General features: G+C 41.9%; 16 protein-coding genes. 14 read left to right on the forward strand and 2 right to left on the reverse strand.

Going from position 1 to position 16,522, the window contains the following annotated elements:
- The first annotated feature begins 8 nt into the window (after positions 1-8).
- The 14 genes from kaiB to IH597_08510 all read left to right on the forward strand — a co-directional run bounded on the left by kaiB (position 9) and on the right by IH597_08510 (position 13,696).
- Positions 9-350: a circadian clock protein KaiB gene (gene kaiB / locus IH597_08445; GenBank protein ID MBE0662483.1), complete on the forward strand. Its 342-nt coding sequence runs from the start codon at positions 9-11 to the stop codon at positions 348-350.
- A gap of 30 nt (positions 351-380) precedes the next feature.
- Entirely contained in the window at positions 381-734 is a 354-nt protein-coding gene (locus tag IH597_08450; protein MBE0662484.1) for a circadian clock KaiB family protein, read from the forward strand.
- A gap of 39 nt (positions 735-773) precedes the next feature.
- On the forward strand, positions 774-1,481 hold the full coding sequence (locus tag IH597_08455; GenBank protein ID MBE0662485.1) for a PAS domain-containing protein: 708 nt from the start codon (positions 774-776) through the stop codon (positions 1,479-1,481).
- Positions 1,482-1,719: 238 nt separating this feature from the next.
- A complete protein-coding gene (locus IH597_08460) occupies positions 1,720-2,172 on the forward strand; it encodes an SRPBCC domain-containing protein (GenBank protein ID MBE0662486.1) in 453 nt (150 codons plus the stop codon).
- A gap of 206 nt (positions 2,173-2,378) precedes the next feature.
- The gene (locus tag IH597_08465; protein MBE0662487.1) at positions 2,379-2,771 is read left to right on the forward strand and encodes a DUF1801 domain-containing protein; all 393 of its coding nucleotides are present in this window, start codon (positions 2,379-2,381) and stop codon (positions 2,769-2,771) included.
- 31 nt (positions 2,772-2,802) lie between these two features.
- The gene (locus IH597_08470; protein MBE0662488.1) at positions 2,803-3,168 is read left to right on the forward strand and encodes a DUF2200 domain-containing protein; all 366 of its coding nucleotides are present in this window, start codon (positions 2,803-2,805) and stop codon (positions 3,166-3,168) included.
- Between the two features lie 320 nt (positions 3,169-3,488).
- The gene (locus tag IH597_08475; protein ID MBE0662489.1) at positions 3,489-3,965 is read left to right on the forward strand and encodes a nuclear transport factor 2 family protein; all 477 of its coding nucleotides are present in this window, start codon (positions 3,489-3,491) and stop codon (positions 3,963-3,965) included.
- A gap of 9 nt (positions 3,966-3,974) precedes the next feature.
- Complete coding sequence (locus IH597_08480) at positions 3,975-4,925, forward strand: SDR family NAD(P)-dependent oxidoreductase (protein MBE0662490.1); 951 nt, start codon at positions 3,975-3,977, stop codon at positions 4,923-4,925.
- 47 nt (positions 4,926-4,972) lie between these two features.
- Positions 4,973-6,571, forward strand: a complete 1,599-nt coding sequence (locus IH597_08485) for an NAD(P)/FAD-dependent oxidoreductase (protein ID MBE0662491.1) — start codon at positions 4,973-4,975, stop codon at positions 6,569-6,571.
- A gap of 60 nt (positions 6,572-6,631) precedes the next feature.
- The gene (locus IH597_08490; protein ID MBE0662492.1) at positions 6,632-8,047 is read left to right on the forward strand and encodes an SDR family oxidoreductase; all 1,416 of its coding nucleotides are present in this window, start codon (positions 6,632-6,634) and stop codon (positions 8,045-8,047) included.
- 186 nt (positions 8,048-8,233) lie between these two features.
- Positions 8,234-9,316 (forward strand): hypothetical protein, encoded by a 1,083-nt coding sequence (locus IH597_08495; GenBank protein MBE0662493.1) that lies wholly within the window; start codon positions 8,234-8,236, stop codon positions 9,314-9,316.
- Between the two features lie 196 nt (positions 9,317-9,512).
- Positions 9,513-10,631, forward strand: coding sequence for a PQQ-dependent sugar dehydrogenase (locus IH597_08500; protein ID MBE0662494.1), 1,119 nt, complete (start codon positions 9,513-9,515; stop codon positions 10,629-10,631).
- A 401-nt stretch (positions 10,632-11,032) separates the two neighbouring features.
- Positions 11,033-11,992, forward strand: a complete 960-nt coding sequence (locus IH597_08505) for a substrate-binding domain-containing protein (GenBank protein ID MBE0662495.1) — start codon at positions 11,033-11,035, stop codon at positions 11,990-11,992.
- 267 nt (positions 11,993-12,259) lie between these two features.
- The gene (locus tag IH597_08510; GenBank protein MBE0662496.1) at positions 12,260-13,696 is read left to right on the forward strand and encodes an MATE family efflux transporter; all 1,437 of its coding nucleotides are present in this window, start codon (positions 12,260-12,262) and stop codon (positions 13,694-13,696) included.
- 44 nt (positions 13,697-13,740) lie between these two features.
- On the opposite strand, the gene IH597_08515 is transcribed toward IH597_08510, so the two are convergent.
- The gene (locus IH597_08515; GenBank protein MBE0662497.1) at positions 13,741-14,151 is read right to left on the reverse strand and encodes a DoxX family protein; all 411 of its coding nucleotides are present in this window, start codon (positions 14,149-14,151) and stop codon (positions 13,741-13,743) included.
- A 144-nt stretch (positions 14,152-14,295) separates the two neighbouring features.
- A complete protein-coding gene (katG, locus tag IH597_08520) occupies positions 14,296-16,515 on the reverse strand; it encodes a catalase/peroxidase HPI (GenBank protein ID MBE0662498.1) in 2,220 nt (739 codons plus the stop codon).
- Between the last annotated feature and the right edge of the window lie 7 nt (positions 16,516-16,522).

Below are 16,522 nucleotides of genomic sequence, written 5' to 3' on the forward strand. Positions count from 1 at the left end.
ATCATCAGATGAAGCCAAAGACCGAAAAAACAGATAAAAAAATTAGAAATAAGAAACAAGTTATAACTGAAAAAGATATGTGGGTACTTCGTTTATACGTTGCCGGTCAAACACCAAAGGCCCTTACTGCTTTTACAAATCTTAAAAATATTTGTGATGAACAGTTGAACGGAAAATACTCCATTGAAGTAATTGACCTTTTGAAAAATCCACAGTTGGGAGCCGCTGATCAGATTTTTGCCCTGCCAACACTGGTAAGAAAGTTGCCTGTACCGGTTCGCAAAATAATTGGTGACCTCTCGAATACTGAACGAGTTCTTGTCGGGTTGGATTTATTGCCTGCAGGCTGATTTGAATATAAAATATTTTCCTATACAGCTATGAAAGAGAAAAAAACAAAAGTAAATAGCCAGTTTGATGACCTTGACCTTACAGTATCTAAACAGGGCAAGGATAAATATTTATTGCGTTTATACATCACCGGTTCAACGGTTCGATCGGTTTTGGCCATTACCAACCTGAAAAAGATTTGCGAAGAATATCTTGAAGGGAGATATGAGCTGGAAGTGATTGACCTGTATCAACATCCGAGTTTAGCCAAAGGTGAGCAGATCATTGCAGCGCCAACACTGATTAAGAAATTGCCGCTTCCTTTCCGTCGTATTATTGGCGATATGTCGGACAAGGATAAAGTGCTTTTAGGATTGGATCTGAAAGAGGTGCAGGACAAGTAAGTGCTCCAGGAATTTTATCACATTCTATTTTTGATGATAATGGACAAAACAAAAGAACAGCTCAGTATTGAAAATGAGGAATTACGTTCCCGCATGGCTGAAATGGAAGATGCGCTTACAGCTATCAGAAACGGAGAAGTAGATGCGATTATGGTTTCCGGCAGCAAGGGAGAACAAGTCTATTCTGTCAGCTCTGCTGAAACACCCTATCGTACTTTCATAGAGGAAATGAGCGAAGGGGCGGTTACGCTAACAAAAGAAGGTACGATTCTTTATTGTAACCCGAGATTTACTGATATTGTACAATCCCCATATGAAAAGGTTATTGGTTCTTCCCTTAAACGTTTCATCAGCCCAGGTGATAATTCAAAATTAGATAACTTTCTTGCTCAACTGGCTCATGACAAGCATGATGTTTTAATTGTTACCCTAACCAATTCATTGTATCTCAGACTGTCTATTCACTTTTTGCCACCTTATCTGCAAGGCGATAATTATATACTCATAGCAACAGACATTTCAGACTTAAAGAAAAGAGAAAATGAACTTACTCAAATAATTGGTAAGCTGGTAAACCACATAAAAGCACTAAGGGAATTGCGCATCACAAATATTGATGAAGCTTTGGATGTTGAAGGAAGAAAAAATAAATTAGAATCTGCAAATGATAAACTATCCACAGAAATCCTTAAGCTTAATCGTTTAGTAGAAAAACTGAAGCAGAAGCAAAAGAAGGAAGCCATTTGAATCATCATTCCAGCTAGAAAATTCGCAGCTGAAATAAACATGCCACTCACCCAAAAAATAACTCTTGGTGAAAACAATCCCCAATAGTTATTGTTTCCCAAAATGAATAATTCAAGATTTCCTCTAAACAGGATAAGGAATCGCAATGGTGCAAGTCCGGGAAAATTTATTTGTTTTTTCGTGGCTGACAATGCTAACTTTTAGGCAGGAAAGCATCGCCAATCATTAAACAAGTAGAATGAAAAAGATTGAAACTCAAATAATTATTGAATCTGATAGTAAGACGGTTTGGAATGTCCTGACAGATTTTGAGAATCATCCGAACTGGAATCCTTTTATCAAATCAATAAGGGGTAATAAGGCTGTTGGGCAAAACTTAACTGTGTTCCTTAAACCGCCCGAAAGCAACGGAATGACTTTCAAACCTGTGATCTTAACTTTTGAGCCTTATAAAGAGTTTAGGTGGAAAGGTAAGCTTGGAATAAAAGGAATTTTTGATGGAGAACACTATTTTATCATTGAAGCATTGAATAAACAACAAACCAGGTTTATTCACGGGGAAACATTCAGTGGACTTCTTGTTTTGATTATGGGAAAGGTGCTAAATAAGACGAAAGCAGGCTTTGAGCTTATGAACCAGGCTATTAAAAAGGAATGTGAAAAACAAAAAGCCAACTTGATAAGTTCCTGAGCGGTCGGGAATGTATGTCCCCATTTAAGTAACGCCTTCTTTATAAATTCCGGAGGTTTGGTTCATATTGGAACTCATGAAAGTATCCGGGTTTAGCCGCCCGATTGCCATCTGAATTTATTTGTATTTTCGTGACTGATACCTTAGGCTGCTTTATAGGCTGCCTCGGGGTGCAATATTAATAGCCAACAAAACTTAAAACAAATATGAACCCAGAAATTCAGGCATATAACAACAGGCAAACAGCGGTTGACAAAGAAATCTGCACTCTGCTTGCAACTACAATTGCCGCCGAACTTACTGAGGCAGAAAGCAAAACCTGGCATGCACATCCGGTCTGGTTTTTAGATGGCAATCCCACTGTAGGTTATAGCAAACAGAAGGACTGCATCCGGCTGATGTTTTGGAGCGGTGCAGATTTTGAAGAAGAAAAACTTAAAATTGGAACGGGTAAATTTAAAGATGCATCCATTCGTTACACTTCAACCGAGCAGGTTGACCTGGCCGATCTGAAAAGATGGTTAAAGAAATCAAGGGAAATTCAGTGGGACTATAAGAACCTCGTGAAAAGAAAAGACCTGTTGGAAAGGCTGAAATAATTTGTATGATCTAAAGATTAAAACAAAAGCTATGAAAACAACACCCAAACACGATGAGCAAATGGCAAAAATGACATTTGCTGCGGTGTATCCACACTATATCAAAAAAGTTGAGAGTAAAGGCCGGACAAAAGAAGAATTGCATCAGGTAATAGAATGGCTCACCGGTTTTGATGAAAAGAAGCTGCAGGAACTCATTGAGGAAAAGGTAACTTTTGCAAGCTTTTTTCAGAACGCCCAACTACACGCTAATACTCCTCTCATTACTGGTGTAATCTGTGGCTACCGCATTGAAGAGATCGAAAATCCGTTAACGCAACAGGTAAGGTATCTGGACAAGTTGGTAGATGAATTGGCGAAGGGTCGCAAGATGGAGAAGATTCTGCGCGTTGCTTAGGGTTGCCGGCCCAAAACCATTCGCACCTTCCTATCCGCACAGGCAGGGAACCAAAAATGCTGCTAAAATGAATTTCTAATTATTGTTCCAAACCATCTTAAAGAAAATCATATCAGTTAGTACGCCAGAATCAATGCTGCAATATTTACCTTTGCTTTTGAAACAATCGCAGAAATACTATCATTATATGAAATAGCATTTCCGGGCAGAGCTTATGATGCCTGGGATTTATTGATGTTTGAAATTCCCCGGTAGTCAAGTTAAATGGATCAAAAGCCACAGAATGCAAGCCCAATTATTTTACTAAAGCAACCATTACCATGAACCTTCAGGATAAGAAGCCCCAGGAAGAAGTCGAGGCAAGACTTACAATCAATATGGACACGATCAAAGAATTGTGGTCGAAAACATATAACCGTGAGGGTAAGCCCGATTGGTCGCATATTTTCAAATACTATCACAAGGAAATAGTTTTTCAGGATACCATTCAGCGTATTGAGGGAATTGATGATTTTATTGCCATGTGCAACCGGCTGACCAAACGCACAAAGCAGCTTCAACTGGAAATAATATCCATATCCCAAAACGAAAATGTGATTATGTTCGATTGGGTGATGACCATGATGTTCAAGAAATATCCCAACACCCCTATCTACGGGGCAACCAAACTGGTGCTCAGCGAAGATGGCTTGATAAAGGAGCAGCGTGACTATTACGATTTATGGGGCGATATATTCAATAATATTCCCCGCTTTGGCAGGATGTACCGTAGATTTTTGATCAGGAAATTCGGCTAATAACTGCTTATGAGAAAAAAAACATCGCAATACTTTCGGGAGTATAAGTGGTCAAACATTTTTGCAATGATCAGGAATAACCGGTCAGACCCTGAAATATGCACTGACGACTTCAAAAATAAACTTGTAGTTATCACTGGCGCCACATCAGGTATAGGTTATGTTACAGCGCAAAAGTTTGCTTCAAAAGGGGCAAATCTTTTATGCATTAACCGAAACCCTGAAAAATCGGAGAATCTTAGGCGGGAAATTGAAAGTAAGTATGGTGTTACCTGCGACTACAGGATTGCCGATCTGAGTGATTTAAAGGATATTTTCACAGTTTCCGATGAGTTGTTGCAATTGGATGCCCCGATTGATGTGCTGATTCACAATGCCGGTGTGTACCTCACTAAACGGGAGCTAACAGCCGATGGACTTGAAAAGGTTTTTGTGGTTCATTACCTCTCTTCATTCATCATGAATTACCTGCTGATGGATAAGCTTAAAGCGCAGGAAAAGGCAAGGATTATTATGGTGGGTTCTGAAGGACATCGGTTCGCAATATGGGGTTTAAGACTTGATGACCTGAATTGGGAAAAGCGCAGATATTCAGGACTAAAAAGCTATGGATCAGCCAAAATTGCTCAGCTATTGTCAATGATTGTGTTTGATGAGCACTTCAAAAGCACAGGAGTTACAATTAATACCATGCATCCCGGAGCAGTAAAAACAGAAACCGGGCAGGAAAACGGACCAGTTTACCGTTGGTTTAAAAGGAATTTCTTTGATAAAACCTTAAAATCTCCGGATATATCCGCAGAGGCACTCTATTACCTCGGGGTTTCAGATGAATTGGATGGTGTGAGCGGAAAATTCTTTAATTTAACCACCCGGGAAGAGCCGGCACCACCAGCCTTGGATAAAGAAGTTGCCCATGAACTTTGGGATAAAACACTGAAAATATGCGGATTAAAATAGCCCTGCTTTGAATACAAGGATGACTGAATGTTATACCAGAGATTGATATGCGCGAAAAGAATTATGATACTGTTATTGTTGGCGGAGGAATTGCCGGTTTAACTGCTGCGACTTATTTAGCCCGTAATGGACAAAAAGTTTTGCTCATTGAAAAAAACAAGGAAGCGGGAGGGCTGGTCAATACATTTTCGCATAACGGATTTTTTTTCGATGCAGGAGTCAGGGCCTTATTGGATGCAGGTATCGTATTAACCATGCTCAAGGATCTGAATATTAAGCTCGACTTGGTTAAAAGTCATGTTTCTATTGGAATAGAGGATGAAGTGCTGAATATTAAAAACATTGATAGCCTTTTGGAATACAGTGATCTTCTGAAAAAATTCCATCCACAAAGTGATATCGAAATTGATGAGGTTATAAGAATTATTCGGAAAATCATGAAGCATATGGATGTGCTCTATGGAATAGAGAATCCTATTTTTAAAGACTTAAAACGAGATTTGCCCTTTATTTTCAAAAAGCTTTTACCCTGGTTTCCAAGGTTCATATTTACTGTCCGGAAAATAAACCGAATGAATACCCCGGTTGAGGATTATCTTAAAACCATTATCAAAGACAAATCCTTAAGGGACATGATCTCCCAGCATTTTTTTAAGAATACACCTGCATTTTTCGCATTGAGCTATTTTTCGCTTTACCTTGACTATTTCTATCCCAAAGGTGGAATGGGTAAACTTTCCGAATCGCTACTAAGCAAGCTATTGGAATTTGGGGGAGAAATAAAAACAGAAACCCGAATCACCCGGGTATTGCCAGAAGAACATCTTGTTATAGATGATCAGAATAACAGCTATAATTATAAAAACCTGATATGGGCAGCCGACTTAAAAACCCTTTACAATATTGCTGAAATTGAAAACTTTCCGCCGGCTATGGAAGCAAATATCAAGGAGACCAAAACCAGCATGCTAAAAAGCAGAGGAGGGGATTCTGTTTTTACTCTTTTCTTAGAAGTTGATGAACCGCTGGAAAGCTTTGCTAAGATTGCTCATGGCCACTTTTTTTATACACCCTCGAGACAAGGCCTGGACGAAATACATCGCAAAGATTTAAAGGATCTATTAAATAATTTTTCGGACGTCAACAAAGCTCAGATTCTGACCTGGCTGGATAAATTCATCAGTCTGAACACATTTGAGATATCTATCCCAGGGCTTAAAGACCATGAAATGGTTCCTGCAGGAAAAACCGGCGTCATTATCAGTTTTCTTGCTGAATATGATCTGTTTAATAAGATAAAGGAGGCAGGCTGGCATAATGAATTCATAGCTGAAATTGAAGATCGTGTGATAAGCGTGATTTCTGATTCCATTTACCCGATGCTAAAGGAAAAAATCATTGCGCGCTTCTCATTTTCCCCTTTAAGCATAGAAAGCAGAGTAGGGACTTCTGAAGGAGGCATAACTGGATGGGCTTTTGAAGACGAGATGCCGGTAATAAACAAAATCCAGCATGCCGATCGTTCTGTTCTTACGCCATTTCCATCAATTTATCAGGCTGGGCAATGGGTATACAGTCCCGGAGGCGTTCCTATGTCAATACTTACCGGTAAACTCGCAGCCGATAAGGTTCTTAAAAACAAATAAAAAACGAGGATAAGAACCTGGAGGTACTGCAGTAAATAAGAACCCAATAGCAATACAATCATGAAAATACTGCTGACCGGATCAACAGGCTATATTGGCAAGCGGCTTCTTTCTGTGCTGGTGAACGCCGGACATAAAGTGATTTGCTGCGTAAGGGATGAAAGCAGGTTCAATCCACCGGAGTATCTGAAGCAAAATATTTCGGTGCTGGAACTGGATCTGCTGGATAAAGACTCTTTGGGAAAAATTCCATCCGACATTGACGGGGCCTATTATCTTGTTCACTCCATGACCTCAACCAATGATTACCGGACACTTGAAGAACAGTCAGCAAGTAATTTCCGCGATGCTTTAAACAAAACGGATGTGAGGCATGTCATTTACCTGGGTGGTATTGTCAATGAATCCAATCTGTCCAAACATCTGGAATCCAGGAAGAATGTTGAATCAATATTAAGCCAGGGAAATTATCATTTCACAGCTTTGAGAGCCGGCATTATCATTGGTTCGGGGAGCGCATCCTTCGAGATCATAAGGGATTTGGTTGAAAAACTGCCTGTGATGATCGCACCGAAATGGCTCAAAACAAGATGCCAGCCCATTGGGGTTTCTGATGTACTTGCGTTTCTTTCAAAATCATTATTTAATCCTGAAACATTTGACCAGACTTTTGATATTGGTGGACCCGATATCCTGACTTACAAGGACATGCTCATGGGTTTTGCAAAAGTCAGGAATCTTAAACGCAGCATTTTGACTGTTCCAGTGATGTCGCCAAACTTATCCTCATACTGGTTGTATTTTGTGACCTCAACGTCATACAGGCTTGCCAGAAACCTGGTGGACAGTATGGGAGTGGAAGTCATTTGCCGCGACAACAGAATAAACCAGATTCTGGAAATCTTCCCCTTGAGCTATGAAGAGGCCATTCAAAAAGCATTCCGCCGGATCGAAACACATGAAATTGAATCAAGCTGGAAAGATGCTAATATTAGCAGCGGTTTCAATTTCAAAATATCAGCTTTTGTTCAGGTTCCCGAATATGGCTGTTTCAAAGACAGGCGCATCATGAAGTTTAATGACCGCGAAAAATGCATTGAAAAAATATGGGGTATCGGAGGGGAAAACGGTTGGTATTATGGAAATTGGTTGTGGGAATTCCGCGGCTTTTTAGACAAACTGGCCGGAGGTGTCGGTTTACGCAGGGGCCGGACAAATCCTAACTCTATCCATACCGGCGATACACTGGATTTTTGGAGGGTTTTGTATGCAAACAGGCAGGAAGGCCGTCTACTGCTTTTTGCCGAAATGAAATTGCCAGGGGAAGCATGGCTGGAATTCAGAATTCATGAAAACACGCTTATTCATACAGCGACTTTCAGGCCATTGGGATTGGCCGGAAGGCTATACTGGTATTCAGTTTTCCCTTTTCATGGAATAATTTTCGATGGAATGATAAAAAAATTGACCGCTTAAAATCCAAAGTCCTGCATTATCAAGGTTTCTGTTTAAATCGATTTATTCAAGGTATCCTGTTAACAGGATAGGGCATCACAATGATTCAAGCCCAGGAAAATTTATTCGTATTTTCGTGGCTGATAGCGCAGGTTATCAGACGGATTGAAGTCATAGTCCCTAAAACTGAGAAAACAAAGCAATCAGATGTACAACAATAAGATTTACAACCTTAAACAGATTGAGGTAGCCTGTGTCATTGGATCACCTATTGTAGCTGGAATACTGATTTATAATAATTACAAGCATTTCGGAGAGAGCCAGAAAGGTGTTGCCTGGATTTTTATTGGCATCCTTTGGACTCTCGCTTTGATTGGAATTGCAATGTATATACCTGAAAACATAGTTGACAGCACAAGATTGGTAATTCCTGCTATTAATGGATTGATTTTATACCCTATTATCAATAAACTTCAAGGTGGCAGAATTAAAGAACACTTTGATAATAATGGTGAGAAAGGTTCCAATTGGCTTGTAGCTGGATTGACAATTTTCGTAGCAGCTTTAATTTTAACACCAATAATAGTATTAGATCAGATTTCACCGATAAATGATTATACCAGGCAAGCATTTGAATCAAATGGAATTTATTATAATTCCGAAATGCCCCTTGATGAAGTTCACAAGCTAGGTGGAATATTGAAGAGAATTCAATACTTTGATCCCGAATACCCGGCAGAGGCAGTATTTATTGCCACTGATAACACTTATGAGTTTAAGCTGATAACTGAAAAATCATTTTTCAATGATAACGCATATTTATCAGACATTCGGCAGATTTTTAAACATGTTGGGAGATATGATTTTAAAAATTCTATTACTTATAAAATCACTGACCCTTATTTAGCTAATGATAAAACCATTGACCTTGACAACTATGATAGCATTCCAAATTTAATGGAAGCTGTAAGGTTCACACAAAATCCGAATTTTAATTTGATTTATGAGATTTCAATAGAAGAATCTGAGAAGGATAAACTTCAAAGACTTATCCTTGATATGGATAACATATTTTCCCCTCAGAACAGGCTTGATTTCTATCTGGATTATGAGGATAACTATTACTTTTTGAGATTATTTATTCCTAAACAAAATTGGCATAATCCACAATTGTTAATGGAGACAAGATTTATAAAAGAAAGATTAAATAATTTTGGATTCAGACACCCATTTAAGCTGATTCTGGTAGATAACTCAACTTCTGAGATTGAAGCATTAGAAATCGAATAATGGTTCCATGCTGAAAAGTCACAAACCTCTGATTTTTATAGTTTTTAGTTCCTGATCCGCCACGCCTGAGAACCACTAAAATTCAGCAGTTTGCGGAAGTCCTCGCCAATCATCGCTCCATTGATTTAGACTTCAATGAACGGTTTGGCCACATTTTTGTTAAATTTGTGAAATCCAAACAATAAAACTGAAAACTATGATACGCATACTCGTTTTCTTATTAGTCTTTCAGCAGCTTTCCTGCTCTGCCGACAAGCCTGATCCAAATGAAAAATGGATCACATCTGAAGAACTGCAATTTACGGTTGACACACTGGCAACGGGACTTCAAAACCCCTGGAGCATGGCTTTCCTGCCTGATGGCCGAATCCTTATTGCCGAAAGACCCGGAAGGTTGCGAATCTGGGAGAATGGCAGCCTGAGCGAAGACCTCATCCAGGGCCTTCCTGATATTTGGTCACACGGCCAAGGTGGGCTGCTCGATGTAGTTCTGCACCCGGATTACACGGAAAATGGCTGGCTCTACCTTGCTTATGCCAAAGAGAACAACGGTATTGGAAATACAGCCATTGCCAGGGCAAAACTTGAAGGTACGCAACTGAAAGAACTCGAAGAGCTTTTTCATGGCTCTCCCCTTACTTCTTCGGCTTACCATTTTGGCACCCGCATTGTTTTCGACGCCGATAATTATCTCTTCTTTTGCATTGGCGATCGCGGAACGATGGAAAATGCGCAAAACCTCGCCAACCATTGCGGCAAAGTGATGCGTATCAATGATGATGGAAGTGTTCCCGCTGACAATCCTTTTGTAGGAACCCAGGGTGCATTGCCTGAAATCTGGTCTTACGGCCACCGCAACATCCAGGGCATGACGCTGCATCCGGAAACCGGTAAATTGTGGTCGCATGAGCATGGTGCGCGTGGAGGCGATGAAATAAACCTCGTTGAAAAAGGCGGAAACTATGGCTGGCCACTCGTTACCCATGGCATCAATTATGACGGAACCAGCATCACTCCTGACACCACACTTCCCGGAATGATTGATCCGGTACTTCACTGGACACCTTCCATTGCGCCCTGTGGTCTGGCTTTTGTTCAGGGCGACCGCTATCCTTCATGGAATTCGCATATGCTGGTTGGAGCGTTGGCGGGGCAACATATACACCGGGTCAGCTTCGAAGGCGACAAAGCCGTTCATACCGAAAAACTGCTGGAGGGTTTTGCCCGTTTCCGGGATATCCGCATCGGCCCTGATGGCTACATCTATGTGCTTACCGAATCACCAGGGATTTTTTTTAGAATAGTGCCGAAATGATCTTGGGGTTTTTGATTGTGAATCCTTGTTTTCATCTGGAATCCTGATATTTTATTGTGAGGTTTACCTGTAAGAACCGGCTTAAACCCGAAAATTAGCCTGGCAGGAAAAAATATCGGCTTACACCTTGCATAAAACAATTTAGATTTATATTAGCGGGGTGAATAAACCGTGCCATGAGGTAAAACTATGCAGCACTAAGACCTTTGTACAACCGTACCTGATGGTGCAGCTATAAACGAGTTGGGTTCAATCTGACCGAGCAGAGCAGACATAGACAAAACAAAGTTTAAGGCACACGCTCAAAATCATAAGAATTTGACCTTTTTGTATTTTTATGATAATTCTGACAGTAAAAAAGATAATGATAAAGACAATCTGTAAAACTTAAATATTTAGCTATGAGAGGATTACATTTAATTGCAGTCTTGACTTTATTTGCAATAATAATTTACATCAGTTGCGACAAAGAAGAAGAAAATTTTATTGGGATAAAAAACATTTCATTCGAAAATTATCCAAAAGTGGATGGCTCTACTTCCTCAAGTGTGCTGAATGCGATGGTTGCATGTAAACTATTAGAAGTTTCCTATAAATGGGTTGAGCCGGGAGTTGTTTCTGAATGGACTTTACAGCCTGTATATGAAGAAATACCTGATCAGTATAAAGACTTTTTTTGGCAACGTGTTAGGAGCTCTAAAACTCATGGCGCATTTATTAATTTAATTGACGGCGAAGCTGATATTATCCTCACACACAGGACTATCTCACACGACGAGAAAGCCCATGCCGATTCAGTTGGAATAACACTGATTGAAACCCCTATCGCATTGGACGCTTTTGTTTTTATTGTAAACAAGAATAATCCTGTAAAATCACTGACAATCAATCAAATCCAGAATATATATACTGCCGAAACCACCAATTGGTCGCAAGTTGGCGGTAATAATACAAGTATAAAAGTATTTACACGTCCCCGGAATTCGGGCAGTGAGGAAGTGTTTAGAGAGTTGGTAATGAATGGTTTGGAACCGGCGGATTTTCCGGAAAGCTCTATAGGCGGAATGGCGCAGGTTTTTGGTGAAATTTTACATAACGAGGATGCTATCTGTTATACTTTCAATAACTACAAAAATTTGCAAGCACGGATACCCGACAGCGAAGTGCCTAAAATAGCGATCAATGGTATTTTCCCTGACGAAAAAACGGTTAGAAACGGAACATTTCCCTTTATATCAAAGGTACATGTTGCAATCCGTTCCAATTTAGACCATAATACAATGGCTTATAAACTATATGAATGGTTGCAATCAGAGGACGCAAAAGCGACTATTACTGAATGTGGATTTCTGCCGAAATAATATCAATCAGCAAAGAAAGTGAATTTAAATAAGAAATGGTATGTGCAAAATTTGCACATACCACTCTACATGACACTATACAAGAGAAAACGCGATAGATCGGGAGTAGTAAATTGGATTTTCTGAGTGGGCTCGATCCTACCATTCAAAATAGCCCACCCCCACAAAATCCCGGCTAATAATTTTAGCCCTCCCAGGAAATGAACAAAAAGTCCAACTTAAAGTTGAAAACTCTACTTTTGCAGGCTTTGAATTTGGGGGATTCTCATGCAACACAACAATACTATTTCGGAAGACCCGGAGCAACCGGTTCAAAATAAGCTTACGCTTTGGCAGGAATTAAAGGGAGCCATCAAAGGCACTGAAGCCGATTATACTAAGATTGGCCTTAAGAGAGCGATCTTTTTGCTGGCCGTTCCTATGGTGCTGGAACTTGTAATGGAATCTACCTTTGCCGTTGCCGATATTTATTTCGTTGGCAAACTGGGCGCTTCTGCTGTGGCTACCGTCGGACTCACTGAAACTTATCTTTTCCTGCTTTACTCTGTGGCTATGGGTTTATCCATTGCAGTTACAGCCATTGTTGCCCGCAGGGTCGGAGAAAAACACCCGGAAAAAGCTGCCACTGCTGCCGTGCAATCCATTTTCCTGGCCTTGCTGTTATCCATTCCATTTGCTATTGCCGGTATTTTTTTCGCCAAAGACCTTCTTAAACTCATGGGCGCCGACGAATGGACACTCACTTATGGCTTCCGCTATGCGCAGTGGATGCTCGGTGGAAATGCTGTGATCATTTTATTGTTTGTCATCAACGCCATCTTCCGGGGCGCCGGCGATGCAGCCATTGCCATGCGCATTCTTTTTATCTCCAACGGAATCAATATTATACTCGATCCGCTATTAATTTTCGGCTACGGGCCTTTTCCTGAACTGGGCATCGAAGGGGCAGCCATTGCCACCAACATCGGAAGGGGTGTTGGCGTACTTTGCCAGTTATGGATTCTTTTCAGGGGTGGTAAACATATCAGGGTTTTATCCTCTCAACTTATCTGGAATGGCCAGATCATGCTCCAAATCCTGAAAACATCTTTGGGCGGCATGGGGCAAATGCTTGTAAGCATGACATCCTGGATTTTCATCGTACGCATACTTTCAGAGCTGGGAAGTGAGGTGGTTGCGGGTTCCACCATCGCTATCCGTATCATGATGTTTACTATGATGCCAGCCTGGGGCATGTCAAATGCAGCGGCCACGCTCGTAGGTCAGAACCTGGGGGCCGTAGAACCTGACAGGGCTGAATCGGCCGTGTGGAAAATCGGCTTATACAACATGATCTTTCTGATTGGTGTTTCATTTTTATTCTTTTTCTACAACCAACAACTCATGGGCATCTTTACCGATGATACCCTTGTTATTGCGGTCGGATCCAAATGGCTGAAAATTTTATCGTATTCCTATTTCGTTTACGGATGGTGGATGGTATCAGTACAGGCCTTTAACGGTGCCGGCGATACGCGCACTCCCACATGGATCAACCTGGTTTTCTTCTGGATGATACAGATTCCTTTGTCGTGGGTGATGGCAATTCATATGGGATGGGAATATTCCGGCGTATTCTGGGCAGTATTTATTTCCGAGACTTCAGTTGGAATTTTTACACTTTGGTTGTTCACACATGGAAAATGGAAAAAGACAAGCTTGTGAAAAACAATTGAAATCAAGCTAAACAAAAATTTTAGCGCATGATTTTAGCGACTGATAAACCTGTCAACAGAATATTTTCCACTGCCCATGATGAGCAGGACAATGTAAACAAGCAGGTAGATTAGTCCTAATTCCTTGCGGGCAAAAGGATCGTCAGCGTGAACAATGAACACGGCTACTGCCATGGTGAAGATGAGTGAAATGGACGCCAGCCTCGTTCCCAATCCAAGCATGATCAGTACTGAACCAACAACTTCGGCCAGGATGGCTGCAACCAGCGATGGGGTCGCTCCTATTCCCAATGGATCGGCAAATGATATTTCACCATCCCCAAGCAGGCGTTGGAGCTTTGGCAAGCCATGAGTCATCATAAGTCCACCAATACCAAGGCGAAGCAACAATAGCGACAAATTTGTAGCTGTGTTTCTTGGTTTTACAGAGAAAAGAAATTTCATTTGTTCTTACTGTATAGGTTGCATCTGTCAAAAAATTCAATTTTAACCGCCAGGTCGCAAAGGCGTCATAATACATCTTTTTGATATTTAATGCTTAGCGGCTTTGCGTCCTGGCGGTGAAAGAAAAAACGATCACTTATGAGATCAGCCGAGGTCGAAACGATCAAGGTTCATTACCTTGTTCCAGACTGCAACAAAGTCGTTGACAAACTTTTCCTGCGCGTCGGCGCTGGCGTAAACTTCGGCAATTGCCCTGAGTTCTGAATTTGACCCAAAAACCAAGTCAGCGCGGGTACCAGTCCACTTTAGTTGTCCGGTTTTGCGGTCGTGTCCTTCAAAGATTTCCTTTTGATCATCAACCGATTTCCAGGCAGTACCCATATCAAGCAGATTTACGAAAAAGTCATTGCTAAGCACTTCGGGGCGTTCAGTGAAAACACCATGACTGGAATTGTCCCAGTTCGTGTTCATCATGCGCATTCCGCCGATAAGAACCGTCATTTCCGGAGCTGTCAGATTGAGCAATTCCGCTTTATCTACCAGCAACTCCTCGGTTGAAACCGAAAACTTTGTTCTCAAATAATTACGGAAGCCGTCGGCGGCTGGTTCAAGAACAGTAAAAGCTTCAACATCTGTCTGTTCCTGTGATGCATCCATGCGGCCAGCTGTGAATGGAACTGTAATATCAAAACCGGCATCCCTGGTAGCCTTCTCAACACCGGCGCAGCCTGCCAACACGATCAGATCGGCCAGCGAAACTTTCTTATTTCCGGTTTGGGCAGCGTTAAACTCTTGCTGGATTCCTTCAAGTGTTTTCAAGACTTCCGCGAGTTGCACGGGGTTGTTAACCTTCCAATCTTTTTGAGGAGCCAGGCGGATACGTGCACCATTTGCGCCACCACGCTTGTCGGATCCGCGGAATGTTGATGCTGAAGCCCAGGCGGTAGAAACCAACTGCGATACCGAAAGTTCTGATGCCAGAACCTTTGCTTTCAACGCCTTAATGTCGTTATCATCAATCAGTTCATGATCCAAAGCGGGAATCGGATCTTGCCATAAAAGTTCTTCCTGTGGCACTTCCGGGCCTAAGTAGCGCGAGATTGGCCCCATATCCCTGTGAGTCAGCTTAAACCATGCACGTGCGAAAGCATCGGCAAACTCATCGGGGTTTTCCATAAACCGTCTCGAAATCTTTTCATAGATTGGATCGAGCCGTAGTGAAAGGTCGGTTGTAAGCATTTTCGGTGTGTGGCGTTTCGATTTATCGTGGGCATCGGGAACCGTTCCTGCCCCCATGCCATGCTTGGGACGCCATTGATGCGCTCCGGCCGGGCTCTTTTCAAGTTCCCAATCGTAGCCAAAAAGGTTCCAGAAAAAGTTATTGCTCCATTTGGTAGGCGTAGTGGTCCAGGTTACTTCAAGGCCGCTGGTAATTGTATCACCAGCTTTACCGGTGCCAAACTTGCTTTTCCATCCCAGTCCCTGCTCTTCAATATCGCAGGCTTCAGGTTCAGCACCCACAAGCCCAGCATCTCCGGCTCCATGCGTTTTGCCGAAGGTATGACCGCCGGCTATCAATGCAACGGTTTCCTCATCGTCCATTGCCATACGCGCAAAGGTTTCACGGATATCCCGAGCTGCGGCAATGGGATCAGGATTGCCATCGGGACCCTCGGGGTTCACATAGATCAAACCCATCTGCACAGCAGCAAGTGGATTTTCCAGGTTGCGGGAATGGATATCTCCGTCTGCATCATCGTCGGAAACCAATACGGCACCCTCTTTTTCAACACCTTCCGAACCATCTGCATAACGGATATCACCACCCAGCCATGTAGTTTCAGCGCCCCAATAAACATCTTCTTCAGGTTCCCAAACATCTTCACGCCCGCCCGCAAAACCAAAAGTTTTGAACCCCATGGACTCAAGCGCTACGTTTCCGGCAAGAACCATCAGATCGGCCCAGGAAAGTTTTCTGCCATATTTTTGTTTGATTGGCCACAGCAACCGGCGAGCCTTGTCGAGGTTGACATTGTCGGGCCAACTGTTGAGCGGTGCAAAACGTTGTTGTCCGCTGCCGGCGCCACCACGGCCATCGCCAATCCGGTAGGTACCTGCACTGTGCCATGCCATTCTGATAAAAAACGGGCCATAATGGCCGAAATCTGCAGGCCACCAGTCCTGCGAATCAGTCATCAGTTTAACAAGATCTTCTTTCAAAGCATTGTAATCAACACTTTTAAACTCTTCGGTATAGTTAAATCCATCATCCATAGGATTGGATTTACATGAATGCTGGCGCAGGATATTTAATTTTAACTGATTGGGCCACCAGTCGCGGTTTTTTGTACCGCCTGCACCGATATTGTGT

It is taken from the genome of Bacteroidales bacterium, assembly GCA_014860575.1.
In the GTDB taxonomy this organism is placed as follows: Bacteria; Bacteroidota; Bacteroidia; order Bacteroidales; family JAAYJT01; genus JAAYJT01.